The organism is Agromyces sp. Root81 (assembly GCF_001429165.1).
Taxonomy (GTDB): domain Bacteria; phylum Actinomycetota; class Actinomycetes; order Actinomycetales; family Microbacteriaceae; genus Agromyces.
The window spans coordinates 546,679-562,412 of the sequence record NZ_LMIR01000001.1 but is presented as its reverse complement, the minus strand read 5'-3'; the positions used below and the strand labels follow the sequence as shown (position 1 = coordinate 562,412).

General features: G+C 69.0%; 14 protein-coding genes and 1 pseudogene. 6 read left to right on the top strand and 9 right to left on the bottom strand.

What is annotated here, in order from left to right:
* Window positions 1-100: 100 nt before the first annotated feature.
* A pseudogene (locus ASE14_RS21080) lies at window positions 101-443 on the top strand (hypothetical protein); the annotation flags it as partial.
* A gap of 167 nt (window positions 444-610) precedes the next feature.
* On the opposite strand, the gene ASE14_RS02790 reads toward ASE14_RS21080, so the two are convergent.
* Window positions 611-1,351 carry a CPBP family intramembrane glutamic endopeptidase gene (locus ASE14_RS02790; protein WP_200953251.1) on the bottom strand — a complete coding sequence of 247 codons (741 nt, stop codon included), beginning with the start codon at window positions 1,349-1,351 and terminating at the stop codon, window positions 611-613.
* A 305-nt stretch (window positions 1,352-1,656) separates the two neighbouring features.
* On the opposite strand from ASE14_RS02790, the gene ASE14_RS02785 reads away from it, so the two are divergent.
* Both ASE14_RS02785 and ASE14_RS02780 read left to right on the top strand, forming a co-directional pair.
* Window positions 1,657-2,610, top strand: a complete 954-nt coding sequence (locus ASE14_RS02785; protein WP_056650433.1) for a S1C family serine protease — start codon at window positions 1,657-1,659, stop codon at window positions 2,608-2,610.
* A 185-nt stretch (window positions 2,611-2,795) separates the two neighbouring features.
* Window positions 2,796-4,271 (top strand): MATE family efflux transporter, encoded by a 1,476-nt coding sequence (locus ASE14_RS02780; protein ID WP_056650430.1) that lies wholly within the window; start codon window positions 2,796-2,798, stop codon window positions 4,269-4,271.
* A gap of 16 nt (window positions 4,272-4,287) precedes the next feature.
* Here the strand turns inward: ASE14_RS02780 and ASE14_RS02775 are convergent, their stop codons facing one another.
* The 5 genes from ASE14_RS02775 to ASE14_RS02755 form a co-directional block, all read right to left on the bottom strand.
* Window positions 4,288-4,761: a hypothetical protein gene (locus ASE14_RS02775; protein WP_157372748.1), complete on the bottom strand. Its 474-nt coding sequence runs from the start codon at window positions 4,759-4,761 to the stop codon at window positions 4,288-4,290.
* A 210-nt stretch (window positions 4,762-4,971) separates the two neighbouring features.
* Window positions 4,972-5,592 (bottom strand): response regulator transcription factor, encoded by a 621-nt coding sequence (locus tag ASE14_RS02770; protein WP_056650424.1) that lies wholly within the window; start codon window positions 5,590-5,592, stop codon window positions 4,972-4,974.
* On the bottom strand, window positions 5,589-6,632 hold the full coding sequence (locus ASE14_RS02765) for a sensor histidine kinase (protein WP_056650420.1): 1,044 nt from the start codon (window positions 6,630-6,632) through the stop codon (window positions 5,589-5,591). Before ASE14_RS02765 ends, ASE14_RS02770 begins: the two co-directional genes overlap by 4 nt.
* A 108-nt stretch (window positions 6,633-6,740) precedes the next feature.
* On the bottom strand, window positions 6,741-7,526 hold the full coding sequence (locus ASE14_RS02760) for a tyrosine-protein phosphatase (RefSeq protein WP_056650418.1): 786 nt from the start codon (window positions 7,524-7,526) through the stop codon (window positions 6,741-6,743).
* A 70-nt stretch (window positions 7,527-7,596) separates the two neighbouring features.
* The gene (locus ASE14_RS02755) at window positions 7,597-8,214 is read right to left on the bottom strand and encodes a TetR/AcrR family transcriptional regulator (RefSeq protein WP_056650415.1); all 618 of its coding nucleotides are present in this window, start codon (window positions 8,212-8,214) and stop codon (window positions 7,597-7,599) included.
* 118 nt (window positions 8,215-8,332) lie between these two features.
* Between ASE14_RS02755 and ASE14_RS02750 the strand changes: the two genes are divergently transcribed.
* Genes ASE14_RS02750 through ASE14_RS02740 form a run of 3 tightly spaced genes read left to right on the top strand, consistent with a single transcriptional unit; the run spans window position 8,333 to window position 11,414 of the window.
* A complete protein-coding gene (locus tag ASE14_RS02750) occupies window positions 8,333-9,118 on the top strand; it encodes an SDR family oxidoreductase (RefSeq protein WP_056650412.1) in 786 nt (261 codons plus the stop codon).
* Complete coding sequence (locus ASE14_RS02745; RefSeq protein ID WP_056650409.1) at window positions 9,115-10,338, top strand: acyl-CoA dehydrogenase family protein; 1,224 nt, start codon at window positions 9,115-9,117, stop codon at window positions 10,336-10,338. The genes ASE14_RS02750 and ASE14_RS02745 overlap by 4 nt, the downstream gene beginning before the upstream one ends.
* Complete coding sequence (locus ASE14_RS02740; RefSeq protein ID WP_056651670.1) at window positions 10,335-11,414, top strand: phosphotransferase family protein; 1,080 nt, start codon at window positions 10,335-10,337, stop codon at window positions 11,412-11,414. The genes ASE14_RS02745 and ASE14_RS02740 overlap by 4 nt, the downstream gene beginning before the upstream one ends.
* 18 nt (window positions 11,415-11,432) lie before the next feature.
* Here ASE14_RS02740 and ASE14_RS02735 read toward each other — a convergent pair whose 3' ends face one another.
* The 3 genes from ASE14_RS02735 to ASE14_RS02725 form a co-directional block, all read right to left on the bottom strand.
* Entirely contained in the window at window positions 11,433-12,674 is a 1,242-nt protein-coding gene (locus ASE14_RS02735; RefSeq protein WP_056650406.1) for an acetyl-CoA acetyltransferase, read from the bottom strand.
* A gap of 61 nt (window positions 12,675-12,735) precedes the next feature.
* Complete coding sequence (locus ASE14_RS02730) at window positions 12,736-13,920, bottom strand: thiolase family protein (RefSeq protein WP_056650402.1); 1,185 nt, start codon at window positions 13,918-13,920, stop codon at window positions 12,736-12,738.
* Window positions 13,917-15,653: a class I adenylate-forming enzyme family protein gene (locus ASE14_RS02725; protein ID WP_056650399.1), complete on the bottom strand. Its 1,737-nt coding sequence runs from the start codon at window positions 15,651-15,653 to the stop codon at window positions 13,917-13,919. Before ASE14_RS02725 ends, ASE14_RS02730 begins: the two co-directional genes overlap by 4 nt.
* Window positions 15,654-15,734: the final 81 nt, after the last annotated feature.

Sequence of the window (15,734 nt, the reverse complement as noted above, 5' to 3'; positions counted from 1 at the left end):
GCGCAGGCAGTATCAAGCAGTGTGTGAGTGTCGTCCATACCCTCCGCTTGGAAGCGTTCGAGGCGGTCGACGACTGGATCGCGCCGCTCGAGATCCTGCGGTGGGGGACGGCGTACTGAGGTCGAACTTGGCGAACGAGCGGCAGGGCTTCCGCAACTGGCTCCTCGACGGGCTCTCGGATTCGACCGGCTCCCATCAGGGGGCCTATGCGGCGAGGACCGAGAGCACGCACTCATGGTGGCGGGATGTGCCTGACCGGCGTCGACTATTTCTCGACGCTCGGCTACCAGCCGGCCACCGCTGCGCTCGCGGCCGGACTGCTCTCGCCGTTCGCGACGATCGTGCTCGTCGTGCTGACCCTCGCCGGCGCATTGCCGGTCGACCGCCGCGTGGCGAACGAGAGCTTCAAGGGCTCGGGATCGATCGCGATGCTCGAGCGCCTGCCACATCCCGAAGGAGTCGCGCACGATCTTCCTCGAGGTGCATCCGGCGGACTCCTCCGACTTCGAAGAGGACCTCGAAGTGCGCGGCGTCGATGTCCGACAGCCAGCACTCGAGGAGTGGCGGAAGTGCGGAGATTGCGTAGGAGGACGCAGCGAGCGGGCATGTGTCATGGGACGAGGTTCAGCGCGATGGCGATCGTGCCGGCGGTCGCTGCGATCGAAGTCACGCCGACGTGCATCCCGATCGATAGCCGGATGTCCTTCTTCTTCCAGACGAGCCAGGGCCCCGGGAAGAAGAAGATCACGCGAGAGACGAACACCCACGGCGACCAGAAGTGATACAGCGAGAACAGAACGGTGCTGAGCACCGGCGCCCAGCCGCCGAGGTGAGCGATGCGCGGCATCAGAAAGCCGCGGAAGTAGAGTTCTTCGATCAGTGGTAGGGCGATCCCGGTCAGCGGCAGGCAGATCACCATCGTGGTGAGCAGCACCGAGTGGGAGTACCCATTGAGGTACGTGGTCGCGCTGCCGTCGCCGGCGAACGGGATCCAGGTGAAGAAGTTCTCGAAGAAGAAGCTGTCAATCGGAGCCAAGGCGAACCCCAGCACCCCCATCCACAGAATGAGCGGGATGACCATCGCGACGAGCTTCCCGCGCGGGAGCGGCTTGTCGGTGTAGTGGAGCACGCCGCGCAGGGAGAGCTTCCCGTTGCGGATGCGTCCCAGCCACAGCAGCACCAACTGGATCGGCACGAGAATCAGGCAGAGCGCAATCGCCCAGCCGAGGAACGCCGGGTACCCGATGGCGGAGACGAAGGGTTCGGCGATGAACAGGTAGGCGGCGACAATCAGGGCGCCAGGGACGAGGTGCAGCGCGATCGAAAGGGGCAGCGAGTGGCGTTCGCCCAACAGACGTTCGGCAATTCCGTTCGGTCGAGTGGCGTCCCTCGTGGTCGTCTCTGTTGTGGACATGAGTCCGTGTCTTCCTTCCGTGCTGTTCGGGTGGAGCAGAGCTGTTCGACTTCTCCTCCGCCGACTACTCGGTGTGACTACCTACCGGTACATAGTAGGCATGAGTACTAGTAGATAGCAACACTGAATAGTGTCGTCGGGTGTCGGTCGCCTGAAATTCACTCTTCGCCGGTGAGGTGACGGATACGCCCTCTGAGTCGCAGACGGTGTGCGCTCTGAGCGAACTCGTCCCGCCGGCCGAAATGACGAAGCAGACTGACTCCGTGAACGAAGACTCTCCTGACGCGGAGGCACTGGATGCCTATTCGACGACGGTGATGCGCGTGACGCGGACGGTGCTGCCATCGGTCGCGGCTGTGGACGTGCGCACGCGCCACGGCAGGGGTGCCGGCAGCGCGACGGTGATCACCGCCGAACGTCATCTTCTGACGAGCGCCCACGTCGTGGAGGGAGCCTTCGAGGTGAGCCTGGCCTTCTCGGACGGCACCTCCGTTCCGGCCGACGTCGTCGGCGCCGACCCGCTCTCCGATCTCGCAGTGCTCCGCGCTGACGGACCGACGCCGCAACCAGTGACATTCGGTGATGCGGCCGAGCTGCAAGTGGGCCAGCTCGTGGTTGCCCTCGGCAACCCGCTGGGGCTGGCAGGCAGCGTCACCGCCGGCATCGTCTCCGGCCTTGGGCGCTCACTGCCGACCCGATCCGGACGCGTGATCGACGAGGTGATCCAGACCGACGCAGCTCTCAATCCTGGCAACAGCGGTGGGGCGCTCGCGGACAGTTCCGCCCGCATGGTCGGAGTCAACACTGCCGTCGCAGGATTCGGGCTCGGACTCGCGGTGCCGATCAACGGGACCACGATCGAGATCATCGACGCCTTGCGCACCACTGGCCGGGTGCGCCGTGCCTGGCTCGGGATCGCCGGGGCAAAGGTCCGGCTCGGCCCCGAGGCAGCCGCGAGAGTCGGGTCGGATACCGGCATGCAGGTGGTCTCAGTCGTCCCGAGCAGCCCCGCAGCCGGCGGTGCACAGGTCGGTGACATCGTCATCTCACTCGACGGCATCGCCATCCTGAACCCGACCGACGTGCAACGTGCGATGGTCGCGGGTGCGATCGGACATCGGATGGAAATGACGGTGTGGCGCAATGGAGCGCTCGTCGACGTCGTCGTCGAGCCAGAGGAACTGCGGGCGCCCTGAGGCATTCTCGGCCCTTCTGGGCTCCACACGGGTAGGTCGCCTCGACACCGGACTCGAACTGCCGCTGAAGGTCACGTCTGGTCAGCGGCGCGGTGGCACGAATGCGCGGGGACCCGGGGCATCCCTATACTCGATGGTGACGCAAACATCGCGCTCCTTCCTTCCCTCCGAACCGTTGAGATCACATGGCACGAACCCTGACCACCGGCGCCCCATGGCGGGTCATCCTCGTCTTCGCGGTTCCGTTGCTCATCGGCAACGTGGTGCAGCAGCTCTATCAGGTGGTCGACGCGATCGTCGTCGGCAGGCAACTCGGCATCGACTCGCTCGCAGCGGTCGGCGCGACCGGGTCCCTGTTGTTCCTGTTGCTGGGATTCGCGTGGGGCGTCACGTCGGGCTTCGCGATCCCCACGGCGCAGGCATTCGGTTCGCGCGACCTCGACGCCGTGCGCCGCTCGGTCGCGGCCGGCACGCTCCTGACCGGCGCAATGAGCGTCGTGCTCACGATCGGCGCCCCGCTCATCGCCGGTCCGACGCTGCAGTTGCTGCAGACTCCCGACGAACTGCTCGCAGAGGCGACGGTGTTCGCCCAGATCAGCTTCCTCGGGGCATCCGCCGTGATGTTCTTCAACTACCTGTCCGCTGTGATCCGATCAATCGGCGACTCGCGCACCCCGCTCGTCTTCCTGACGCTCTCGTGCCTGCTGAACATCGGTCTCGTGGTGCTCATGGTGGGTCCGCTCGACTGGGGTGTCGCGGGGGCCGCGCTGGCCACGGTCGTCGCTCAGGCGGTGTCGGTCGTGCTGTGCCTCGACTTCATCCGTCGCCGGATTCCGGTGCTGCACGTGCGCCGAGCCGACTGGCGGGTCTCGCGGGCGGAGATCCTCGAGCACCTGCGGGTCGGAATGCCGATGGGCTTCCAGACCTCGATCATCGCGATCGGCACGCTCACGGTCCAGGTGGCGTTGAACGAACTCGGCGCCGACGCGGTGGCCGCCTACACGACCGCATCCCGTGTCGATTCGATCGCCGTGGCGCTCCTGTCGTCGCTGGGCCTCGCCGCATCGATGTTCGCCGCGCAGAATCTCGGCGGTCAGCGTCCCGACCGCATTCGGCGAGGAGTCGTGCAGGCGACCTGGATGTCGATCGGTGCGGCGATCGCCATCGGTGCGCCCCTCATCGTGTTCAGCGAGCAACTGGTGCGGGTGTTCGTCGGGGACGGGTCGGAGGCGGTCGTCGACGCCGCCTCGTACATGCTGGTGGTCGACGGCTTCACCTACACGGCGCTCGGAGTGCTGTTCGTGCTGCGGGGTGTGCTGCAGGGCCTCGGTCGCACGGTGGCGCCGACCGTGACCGGAGTGGTCGAACTCGTCATGCGGGTGGGCGCGGCGATCGTGCTCGGTTCGGCGTTCGGGTTCGTCGGTGTCGTCTGGAGCAATCCACTCGCGTGGCTCGGCGCGATCGCGCTGCTCGTTCCCGCCTATGTGCTCGAGCATCGGCGGCTCGGCAGGATGCGCGTCGAACCGCTCGCTCCGACGCCGACCACGCCCATTCCGATCGTCGGCCCGGTCGACGGCTCGATGAACGTCGATGCGGTGGTGACCGGGTCGGTCCCGGCGCAGGACCTCGGTGCAGTTCCCCGTGAGGCGAAGTCGGGCTGAGCGCCGTCGGCACAGGTCAGGAACCGACCGTCCACGCGTACGTCGCGCCACTGCGCTTGGCGAGGATGACGTCGCCGCAGTCGAGACCGTCGTACGGCTCGGGGCCGAGACGGATGACGCGCTCGGCGAAGCCCGGGGGCGCCGGATTCGCAACGGTCTCGCACCCTTCGGGCGGGGCGGTATCCGCCGGGGCGTTCCACGCTGCAGCTGCGGCGCCCGTCGCCGGATTCCACGTCACCCGGATATCGCGCGCCGTCTCCGGGATGTGCGTCACGATGGGCAGCTTCCGAACCTCGGGATCCAGTGCGGACAGCTGGTACGCGTACTCCGACCGGTCATCGACCGGCTGCGACGCGAACGCGGCGTTCGCAGCGATGAGCAGGCCGCCGAACGTACCAGCGACGATGACGAGCCAGAGGATGCGGCTCTGCGTGCGGCTCATCCGTGGCGTGGTGTCGGTCAGGCTGCTCGAGCGAGGTGGTGCGTCCATGGTGTCCCATCTAACGTGGGCGAGGGTAAAGAACGGGTCAGGGCCAGCCCTGGTTCGTTCCAGGTCGTACGGACCCCCGCGAGTACGTGCCTCCAGCCTCGCTCGACGGGCGCGCCGCCGGTATGCCACGAAGGTGGCATTCGGACGAGCCGGACCGGACGCGTCGCGCGACGCGCGAGTGGACCCTGCCGTCTCCTCTCGTCCGGGCGATCAGGGCCGGGGGTCGGCGAGCTCGCCCAGGGTCCATGCGCGTCGAACCGCATCCGTGCGGGAGCTCGCACCGAGCTTCGCGAAGATGTGCGTGTTGTGCCGCTTCACCGTGCCGGTCGAGATGGAGAGCCGCTGGCCGATCGCCTGATTGGAGAGTCCGTCGCCGATCAGCTTCAGCACCTCGCGCTCCCGATGCGAGAGCACCGACGGCGCCGGGGGAGCATCGACCCGCTCGGCGTTGCCCGCGGTCGCCCGACGGACGGCATCGATGAGCTCGGCCGAGGTCGCCGACTTGGAGATGAACGCGCTCGCTCCGGCCGCGAGCAGATGGCCGGCGAGCACACGGTCGCGGTGCATCGTGACGATGACGATCCGGGTGCCCGGCGACTCGGCGAGTACCCGAGCGATGGTCGACAGCACCGGCACGCCCGGCATCTCGACGTCGAGCAGCAGCACATCCGGACGCATGGCGATCGTGGTGGCGATCGCACTCTCGCCGTCGGACGCGTCTCCGACGACGGCGATTCGGGCGCCGACCGAGAGCATCGCCCGCATGCCGTCGCGGAAGAGATCATGGTCGTCCGCGATGACGACGCGGATCGGAGCGGCGGCGGAGTTCATGCGTTCCGCGGCGCCACGAACGGAAGCGAGAGCTTCAGGCCGGTAGCGCCGGCGCGGTTCAGGAACTCGACGGATGCGCCGATGAGGGCGGCGCGCTCGGCGATGCCACGGAGGCCGAGCGAGGTCGTCTGGGGCTTGTGGTCATAGCCGTCTCCGTCGTCGGTGACCGTGATCGTCACCTTGGTCGGCGACCACTCGAGGCGGACCGTGATCGCCGTCGCCCGTGTCGCATGGGTTCGGGCGTTCCGGGTCGCCTCCATGACGATCATGAAGAGCTCCTCCTCGGCCAGCGCAGTCAACGGGCGTGCGGCCCCGGTCTCGACGGCGTGAACAGGAAGCACACCGCCCCCGCCGGTCGCGTAGGCGTACTCCTCGATCGCCTCGAGCAGCGAGCGGTCGCCGACGAGCGAGCGCAGGTCGAGTGCGAGATCCTGGGTATCGGCGAGCGCGACTCGCAGGATCCGCATGGCTGCCGTCAGCGATTCATCCGGGCTCGTGGCGTTGGCGATCTCCAGACGCTGGAGGCCGGCGGCGATGCCATGGGCGATACGGTCGTGGAGCTCGCGGGAGATGCGCTGCCTGGTCTCGTACTGCGACAGCTGCAGCCGCCCGCGGAGCACCGCGACGTACGCGATCGCGCCCGGCGGGAAGCGGCGCCAGATCGCGTGGTGCAATGCGCCTGCGATGTCGAGTTCGCGGCCGGGGCGCTCGTCGGCGATCTTCGGCAGGGCGATCGAGAACAGGAGTTCGGCGGCCATCAGCGGTTCTGCCGGATCCATCGCCATCGCAGCGGAGCGCTGGCCATGGGAGCTGAGGTCGGGAAGGTCGTGGTACTCCACGGAGACGGCGGGGCGTTCGACGGCGTTCTCGACGGCGGCGAGCGTCTCTGCGACGATCGCGCGCACCTGGAACTCGAGGCCGCCATCGACTGACTCATCGTTGGCGAGCGAGCTTCCTCGTTCGAGGAGTCGAGCACGGAGCTCCTCGAGGATCTCGTCGGGAACGGTCCGCAGTTCGTCCGGTCGTGTCGTCTCGATCACTCGTGCCTCCTCAGCAGCTCGCCCAACGCTATCCGCGTGCGACGGCACGGACAACGATGGGGCGCGGCGTTCGTCCGAAGATACGACGAAGGGAGTACCCGCCGGTCGTCAGCCGACGAGGCGCGTGCGAAGGCCCGTCAGCTCGTGGGGCGTGAGCCCGCCCGAACCGAGGTAGTCAGCAGCGCCCCCGTGTTCCGTGTCCACCCAGGCGAGAGCCTGCTCGATCGCATCGGGAGGAGTTCCCGTCACGAGCGTGCGCAGTTCGGGGGTGAGGGGGAGTCCGAGTGACGAGATCATGTGCAGCATCCCGTCGGCCCAGGGGCCGGCGAGGTTGTCCTGGGAGGCGGCATAGTCCGCCACGACCGCGGCGCGCTCTGCGCCGACCGCATCGAGCATGAGCGCCGTTGCGACACCGGTCCGGTCCTTGCCGGCCGTGCAGTGCACGAGCACCGCGGAGGGCGAGTCATCCGTCGACGCCGCGATGAGGCGTGCCACCTCGGCGAACCGGGCGGCGCCGTGTTGCACCATGCCGACGTAGAGCTCGCCCAACGTTGGTATCGACGGCGTCGCCTGAGCGGCCGTCTCGGGCGACGGCGATGCGCCGTGGGAGAGGGCGTTCTGCGCCATGTCGGCCATCGCGCCCTCGAGCAGCGCGAGTTCGGCGACCTCGAACGGACGTGACGTCGGAATGCGGTCGGCTGCGGCCTTCCGCTCTTCGGGAGTGCGGAAATCGACGATGACACCGATCTCGGTCGCGGCGAGTTCGTCGAGTCCGGTCTGCGTCAGACCCGACAGCGCGTCAGATCGGAAGAGCACGCCGCTCCTGGTCGTGCCGCCCGCCGTGAGCGGCGTTCCGCCGGTGTCTCGGAAGTTGTAGAGTCCATCGATCGTCATGATCGGTACCGTATCGCCCTGTCGGCTGCTCTGCTCATGCGATCGAGGTGAATGCCGACTCGAATCCGCCTCACCTTCGTACGATGCGCTCCGCGTAGCCGGCGTAGTCCTCGGCGATCTGTGCGGCGGACAACGGTCCGGCAGCATCGAACCACTGCGAGACGCCGGTGCACATGGTGATCATCGCGCGAGCGGCTTGACGGGGGTCGGCCACGACGAAGGCGCCGTGCGCGGTGCCGGTGCGCAGGATCTCGACGAGCATGCGTTCCTGGCGATCGCGGGCGGCGATGTGCCTGGCGCGCGCAACGGGCTCGAGACTGCGCAGTTCCGTCGCAGCGAGGAACGCGAGTTCCTTGCGATGCGCATGGAACAGGGCGAGGCACTCGACGTGGAGCCGCAGCTGCTGATCGAGGTCGGATCCGGCCTCCGCGAGTGCCGCGTCGCTCCGGCGCCAGAGGTCGTCCATGGCGTGGTCCATGATGGCCACGATGATCGCCTGCTTCGACGCGAAGTGGTGGTACAGACCGGGCACCGACATGTTCGCGGCCGCCGCGAGCGTGCGCGTGCTGGTGCCGTGATAGCCGTGTGCCACGAAGGTCTGCACGGCGGTTCGCAGTAACGGCGGCAGCGGGTCCTTCTCGAAGTCGCGCCAGTTCATCCGCGTTGCGGGCTCGTCATCGCCGGTCATCGCCACCTCCTCGTCTGCTGGATCGCATCATGCCACGGACGGGGCTTGACACTCCCGTTCCGCCTCGTGACACTTGAGGCTACCGAACGCTCGCTCGGTCCGACGACAACGGATGCATATGGACAACGACAACGCAGTCAACGCTCACCGCCTGGCCGGCAGGACGGCCCTGATCACCGGGGCCAGCCGCGGCATCGGGCTCGCCATCGCTCGACGGCTCGTCGCCGAAGGAGCTCGGGTCTGCATCACCGCCCGGAAGCCCGAGCCGCTCGCCGAAGCCGCAGCATCCTTCCCTGCAGGCACGGCGATCTTCGTCGCGGGCAAGAGCGATGACCCCGAGCACCGCGCCGAGGTCATGGACACCATCGCCCGCAAGCTCGGCGGCCTCGACATCCTGGTCAACAACGCGGGCATCAACCCCGTCTACGGGCCGCTGATCGACCTCGATCTCACCGGTGCGCGCAAGCTCGTCGAGGTGAATGTGCTCGGCACGCTCGCCTGGACCCAGGCCGCCTACCACCACGAGGCGCTCGGCTTCGCAGCGCGGCGAGGGGTGGTGGTCAACGTGGCCTCGGTCACCGGCCTCATCCCGTCCGAAGGCATCGGCATGTACGGCATCACGAAGGCCGCGCTCATCCACCTCACGCGCACCCTGGCGGTCGAACTCGGACCCGACATCCGTGTGAACGCCGTCGCCCCCGCGGTCGTCAAGACCCGGTTCGCCCGCGTGCTCTACGAAGGCAAGGAGGAGGAAGTCGCTGCCGCCTATCCGCTCGGGCGGCTCGGCACCCCGGACGACATCGCCGGCGCAGTCGCCTACTTCGCGTCCGACGACTCCGCGTGGGTCTCCGGCCAGACCCTGGTGCTCGACGGTGGGCTGCTCTCGGCAGGAGGAGCGGCATGAGCAGTCCCGTGCCGGAGCTGGAAGCGCTGCGCCTGCGCACGCGCGACTTCATCCGCAACGTCGTCATCCCCGCAGAGCCGGGCCCCGACGTGCGCCTGAGCGAAGAGCTGCGAGCCACGCTGATGGCGGCCGCAAAGGACGTGGGGGTCTTCGCCCCGCACGCTCCTCGTGAGTACGGCGGGCAGGGCGTGCCGATCGAGCACTGGTCGGCCGTCTTCCAAGAGGCCGGCTACTCGCCGATCGGGCCGAGCGTGCTGAACTGCATGGCACCCGATGAGGGGAACATGCACATGCTCGGCCTCATCGCGACGGAGGCCCAGAAGGAGCGCTACCTGGCGCCCCTCGCATCGGGTGCCGTACGTTCTTGCTTCGCGATGACGGAGCCGCACCCGGGGGCCGGATCCGACCCGGATGCGCTGCGCACCGAGGCGGTGAAGGTCGAGGGCGGTTGGGTGATCAACGGCCACAAGCGGTTCATCAGCGGCGCCGAGGTGGCGGGCTTCGCGATCGTGATGGCCCGCAACGAAGCCGGCGAGGGCGTCCCGGCCGGGGCGACCATGCTGCTGGTCGACATGGACAATCCGGGCATCCGGATCGGCGAACAGATCCACGCGATCGACCGCGCGATCGCCGGCGGACACCCGCACGTGCACTTCGAGGACTGCTTCGTCACGGACGACGCGGTGCTGGGCGCGCCAGGGGAGGGTTTCCGCTACGCGCAGGTGCGGCTGGGCCCGGCCCGGCTGACGCACTGCATGCGATGGCTCGGCCTCGCTCGTCGATCCCTCGACATCGTGCTCGACCGCATCGACGAGCGCGAGATCTTCGGGCACCGCATCGCCGAGTTGGGCATCGCGCAGGACATGATCGCGCAGTCGGTCATCGACATCGAGACATCCGATGCGATCATCGCCAAGACCGCAGCGCTGCTCGAACGCGATCCGAAGGCCGGATCGGCCATGTCGTCCATCGCCAAGGTGCACTGCTCGGAGGCCGTCTTCCGCGTGATCGACCGGGCGATCCAGCTCTGCGGCGGCGACGGCGTCACCGATCGTCTCCCGCTCGCCTCGTACATGAACGAGGTGCGACCCTTCCGCATCTACGACGGCTCGAACGAGACGCACAAGTGGGCGATCTCCCGCCGCGCCTCCTCGCGCCGTCGCACGGAGGTCGCTGCGGGGGCCGCGAGGATGGACATCGTGGCCGGTGCGGCGTCGTGATTTCGACACCTGACGGGGTGGAGGTCGTGGCCACCAGAGCGGATGCCGAGGCGATGGCGCGACCGCCGCTGCTGGTGCTCGATGCCCTCACCGGCTTCCTGGATGGCGAGGGGCTCGGCTCGGGCGCGATCTCGTGGCAGCGCATCGGCGAGGGCCACTCGAACCTGACGTACCTGCTCCGCCGAGGGGAGCGCTCGCTCGTGCTCCGGCGCGGCCCGCGTCCGCCGCTGCCGAAGTCCACCCACGACATGGTGCGCGAGTCGCGCATCCAGCTGCTCGTGAAGGCAGCCGGGATCTCGGTGCCGAACATCGTGGCCGTGTGCGCGGATGACTCGGTGCTCGGCGTGCCGTTCTATGTGATGGACCACCTCGACGGCGCCGTCATCACCGACGCGGAGCTCGTCGGGCTCGACACTCCTGAGCAGCGCCGGGCCACGGCCTTCGCGGCCGTCGACGCGCTCGTCACGCTCCATGACGTGGACGCCGCCGGCGGCGGCCTCGAGCGCGTGGGCCGGCCGGACGGATACCTGGAGCGGCAGGTGGGCCTGTTCTCCTCGCTGTGGGATGCCTCGACGCGGCGGTCCGTGCCGGAGATCGCGTCCGTTGCATCGTGGCTTGCGGCGAACTCCCCGACGAGTCAGCGGGCCTCGGTCGTGCACGGCGACTACCGCATCGGCAATCTCATGTTCGAGCACGGCGCCCCGCCGCGGGTGCTGGCGATCCTGGACTGGGAGATGGCGACCGTCGGCGACCCGCTCGCCGACCTCGGATACTTCCTCGCCACGTACGCGGAGGCGGGAGCGGCGTCGACTCCGCTCGAGCTCACGCCGGTCACCCGCTACGAGGGCTATCCGTCTCGGGCGGAACTGGCGGCACGGTACGGCGCGGCGACCGGACTCGATCTGTCGGAACTCCGCTGGTATCAGGCCCTCGCGCTGTGGAAGGCCGCCGTCTTCTGCGAGGCGATCTACACGCGGTGGTTGAACGGCGAGCGGCCGGGTGACCGGTTCGCGCCGACTCTCGCCGATGGCGTGCCCGCGCTCGTCAGGGAGTCGGCCAGGCTCATCGAGGGCTGAGCCCGTGGGCTCTGGCGGTCAGTCGCGCCCGACGACGAAGCTCGCGACGGTCGCGACGCTGCCGCCGAAGTTCAGGGTGGCCACGTTCCTCGCGCCCTCGACCTGCGTCTCACCCGCCCGGCCGGTCACCTGCAGGCGGGCGTCGTTGAGCATTCGCACGCCCGTCGCTCCGACCGGATGGCCGCCGGAGAGCAGTCCTCCGGAGGGGTTCACCGGAATGGACCCGCCCATCTCCATGCGGCCGTCCTCGATCGCCTGCCAGCCCTTGCCCGGCTCGGTGATGCCGAGGTGGTCGATGGCCATGTACGAGCTGATCGAGAAGCAGTCGTGCAGCTCGATGGCATCGAGGTCGTCGGGTCCTCCGATGCCGGCCCTGCCGTAGCTGTCGGCGATCGCAGCCCGGAGGTGCGGAAAGAGGAACTCGCTGTCGACGGAGGCGCGCAGCTTCTCGTCGAGTGCCATGGACGAGGTCGCGTGCCCCCAGCCCGTGATGCGCGGCGGCAGTTGGGCGTACCCACGTCTCGTGCGCCAGCGTTCCGCGTACTCGCGGCTCGCCAGCACCACGGCGCTGGAGCCGTCGCTGATGCGCCCGCAGTCGCTCTTGCGCAGCGCCCCCTGCACGATCGGGTTCGCCTCGTCGTCATCGGCGAAGGACGCCGCGGTCTCGATCCAGTCGCGCGTCTGCGCCAGCGGATTGCGGCGCGCGTTGGCCCGACTGTTCTGCACGAGCCTCGAGAGATGCTCGGTGGTCATGCCGCCGTAGCGCCGGGAGATCTCGTCGGCGATGCGGTCGAACGCGGTGGGCCACGCCAGCTCGCCCAGATCCTCTCGGGAGCGCCAGCCGGCACATCCCAGATTGTTCGCCGCAACGGTGCCTGGGACGTTGCGCATCTGCTCGACGCCGAGCACGAGGACGACGTCGTAGAAGCCGGCCTCGATGTCGGCCATGGCGCCGAGCGCGGCCATGCTCCCCGATGCGCACGCTGCCTCATGGCGCGATGAGGGCAACTGGCTCCACTCCTCCGTGACGGCCGGAAGCATGGCGCCGAGGTGCGACTGTCCGGTGAAGATCTCGCTCGAGTGGTTGCCGACGTGCCCGCGCTGGATGTCGCCCGGATCGATCGCGGCGTCCTCGACGGCGCCGAGCGCGGCTTCCCGGATCAATGAGAACACCGCATCGTCGACGCCCTCGGCGGCGAGGTTGCGCTTGAAGTCCGTCTGGGATCCACCCAGGAGGTACACGCCTCGTCTGCTGCTCATCTTCTTCGGCTCCTGTCGGGGTGTCTGCGTCTCGGGCGGCTGCGTTCCGGCACCGGCACGGTCACGCGAAGGACTCGATGACGACGGCGGTGGCCAAGCCCAGCGCCGCCGGAATCACGACGAGGCCGTAGCCGCCGCCCTTCCGGCGCAGTTGGTCCAACGCGTTCGCCACGAGCACTCCGCCGCAGGCACCCAGCGGGTGGCCCACGGCGATGGCGCCGCCATGCGCGTTGACGAAGTCGGCCGGCAGTCCCAGCTCGCGGGTGAGGAGCAGGGGAGTCACCGCGAAGGACTCGTTCACCTCGACGACCGACAACTCGCTCGCCTGCAGCCCGGCCTGGTCGAGCGCCTTCCTGCTGGCGGGCACCGTCGCCTCGAGGCCCGGCGAGCGGACCGCGGCCTGACCCCAGCCGAGCACCGTTCCGATCGGCGTCCGATCGGACTGCTGCGCCCCGGCCTCCGAGGCGAGCACGACCGCGGCGGCGGCATCCGCGAACTGCGGCGCCGTACCGACGGTGTGACGGCCGCGGTCGGAACCCGTCGTGATGCCGAGGTGCCGTTCCACCCGCTCCCACAGCGGATCATCCGCGAACAGAGGTTCGAGCGAGGCCAGCGACTCCAACGTGGTGTCGGGCCGCGCGCCCTCGTCGTGCGCCAGCACGGTGCCGGACGGCGTCGTCACCGGGATGGTCGACTCCCAGGCGGGCGCGGCACTTGCGCGGAGTTGGCTGCGCACGCCGTACTCGTCGAGCTGAGTGCGGGAGAAGCCGGCACGGATCGCCGCGGCATCCGCTGAGACTCCGATGGAGACGAAACCGGTCGCCTCGCCCGCTGCCTTGTCGACGGCGAAGGCGGGCCGGTCGGCGAGCATCGGCACGCGCGACATCGATTCGACGCCCGCGGCCACGACGAGCTCCGCACCCCCGGAGCGCACCTGAGCGGCTCCGGACGCGATGGCATCGAGTCCGGAGCCGCACAGGCGGGAGACGACACCGGCGGGCACGGCGTCGGACCAGCCGGCGTGCATCGCCGCCACCCGCCCCACGTTCCCGCCCTGTTCCCCGACGACCGTGCTCACCCCCACGATCACGTCATCGACGCGATCGTCGGGCAGCCCTCGTGCCGTGAGCTCGCGCAGGACGACGGCCAGCAGCTCGGCCGGCGAGAGCCCGGCGAGGGTGCCGCCGCCGCGGCGGACCCGTGCTCGCGGCGTGCGCGCGGCGTCGAGGATCAGGGCCTTGCTCACGCCTGCGCCTCGGCGAGGGCCTTGCGCAGCTCGGTCTTGACGACCTTTCCGACGGGGTTGCGCGGAAGCAGCTCGACCACGCGCAGGTTCTCGGGCAGCTTGTACGAGGCGATGTGCTGTTCCCGCAGGAACTCGACGAGCTCCGGCAGATCCAGCGTGGTCTCGGGGTGCAGCGCCACGAACGCCGCGACCTTCTCGCCGAGCGTCTCGTCCAGGTCGCCGACGACCGCGACGTCTGCGACGGCCGGATGCTTCATGATGAGCGTCTCCAGCTCGACGGGGGCGATGTTCATGCCGCCGCGGATGATGATGTCCTTCGCCCGGTCGACGTAGCGGAGGAACTGACCCTGGTCGCCGGCGATCTCGAAGATGTCGCCGGTCTTCAGGTAGCCCGCCTCGTCGAACGGGTTGGAGAGCGTCTCGGCGTTAAGGTAGCGCGCGAAGAGCTGCGGGCCGCTGATGTGCAGCTCGCCGGGCCGGCCGGGTTCGGTGATCTCGTCGCCGGTCTCCAGGTCGTAGATCTTGACGTCGGCCCACTTCGACAGCTGCATCGACCAGTCCGTGCCCTCGGCGCCGTAGCGCGGGAAGAACCTCGCGCGGTCGTCGGGGCTCGGCAGGTCGACGCTGCTGGAGAGCAGGCCGACGCCCTCGTTGGAGCCGAAGAAGTTGATGATCGGGATGCCGAACCGCTCCTGCCATCCCCGCACCATCGCCGGGTTGAGCGGTGCGGAACCCGATCCGATCCGGGTCAGGCTGGTGAGGTCGATCCTGCTCAGCAGCTCCTCGTTGTGCAGCAGCATCGACAGCAGCGCCGGCGGTGCGAGCGTGTAGGTCACGCGTTCGCGCGCGATCTGGCCGAAGAACGTCGGGGCATCGAACGGGTGGTGCTGCACGAGCACGCAGCCGGTGCGGACCCACGGCAGCAGCATCGCGCAGATGCCCGCCATGTTGATCATCGGGAAGGCGTTCAGGATCACGTCGTCGGTGGTCGTCGCCGAGGCATCCTGACAGACCATGCTGAAGACGAGCCAGTCGTAGTGCGCCCGCATGACGCCCTTGGGCACGCCCTCGGTGCCGGAGGTCCAGCAGATCGTCACGCAGTCGTTGGGGTCGTTGGGAGTTGCGACGCGGTAGGCGGCCACGGCCGCCTCGTCCTCGGTGGTGGCCGCGGTCGGGAACAGGTGGGTCGCACCGGTGCTGTCCTCGCAGAGGGCGTCGTCGGGCAGTCCATAGCTGAACACGCCGCGGACGGTCGGCAGCTCGCCGCGCAGGCGGGCGAAGTCGTCGGCCGGGTGGCGTTCGCCGAAGGCGCGCGCCGCGACGACCCAGTCGAACTCCGCGGCGGCGCCCATCGTGGTGATCTCGTGATCGCGGTACTGCATCGCCAGCGGCGACACGGTGGCGCCGAGCGTCCACGCGGCGATGAGCACCTCGGTGAGCTCGATGCCGTTGGCGAGTTGGACGCCGATCGTGTCACCGCGACTCACTCCCGCTTCGGCGAGGCGTGCGGCCAGCGCCGTCACCTCGCTGTCGACCTCGCGCCACGTGAGGCGCCGCGCCGCGCCGCCGGCCAGGGCCGCGCGGTTGGCGGGGTCGACGATCGCGAGCGCGTCGCCGCGTCGGGCGGCCGTTGCACGGAACATCCCGTCGATGGTCTCGGGGGTCCATTGGCCGTCTCCGACGAGGCGGTCGACACGGGACTGGGGGTGCAGGTTCAGACGACTTTCGGACATGGGGGGCTTCCTTACCTGTTCGGGTGGGCGTCGGTCCCCGACAGCTCTGTCGGGGACCGACGTGGTGATCGGTTGGTCGTG

What these genes read in the sequence shown, in the direction of transcription:
- ASE14_RS02775 (WP_157372748.1), bottom strand. Translation starts at nt 4,761, where the DNA reads ATGGACGCACCACCTCGCTCGAGCAGCCTGACCGACACCACGCCACGG.
- ASE14_RS02770 (WP_056650424.1), bottom strand. Translation starts at nt 5,592, where the DNA reads ATGAACTCCGCCGCCGCTCCGATCCGCGTCGTCATCGCGGACGACCAT.
- ASE14_RS02735 (WP_056650406.1), bottom strand. Translation starts at nt 12,674, where the DNA reads ATGAGCAGCAGACGAGGCGTGTACCTCCTGGGTGGATCCCAGACGGAC.
- ASE14_RS02760 (WP_056650418.1), bottom strand. Translation starts at nt 7,526, where the DNA reads ATGACGATCGATGGACTCTACAACTTCCGAGACACCGGCGGAACGCCG.
- ASE14_RS02780 (WP_056650430.1), top strand. Translation starts at nt 2,796, where the DNA reads ATGGCACGAACCCTGACCACCGGCGCCCCATGGCGGGTCATCCTCGTC.
- ASE14_RS02750 (WP_056650412.1), top strand. Translation starts at nt 8,333, where the DNA reads ATGGACAACGACAACGCAGTCAACGCTCACCGCCTGGCCGGCAGGACG.
- ASE14_RS02785 (WP_056650433.1), top strand. Translation starts at nt 1,657, where the DNA reads ATGACGAAGCAGACTGACTCCGTGAACGAAGACTCTCCTGACGCGGAG.
- ASE14_RS02725 (WP_056650399.1), bottom strand. Translation starts at nt 15,653, where the DNA reads ATGTCCGAAAGTCGTCTGAACCTGCACCCCCAGTCCCGTGTCGACCGC.
- ASE14_RS02745 (WP_056650409.1), top strand. Translation starts at nt 9,115, where the DNA reads ATGAGCAGTCCCGTGCCGGAGCTGGAAGCGCTGCGCCTGCGCACGCGC.
- ASE14_RS02755 (WP_056650415.1), bottom strand. Translation starts at nt 8,214, where the DNA reads ATGACCGGCGATGACGAGCCCGCAACGCGGATGAACTGGCGCGACTTC.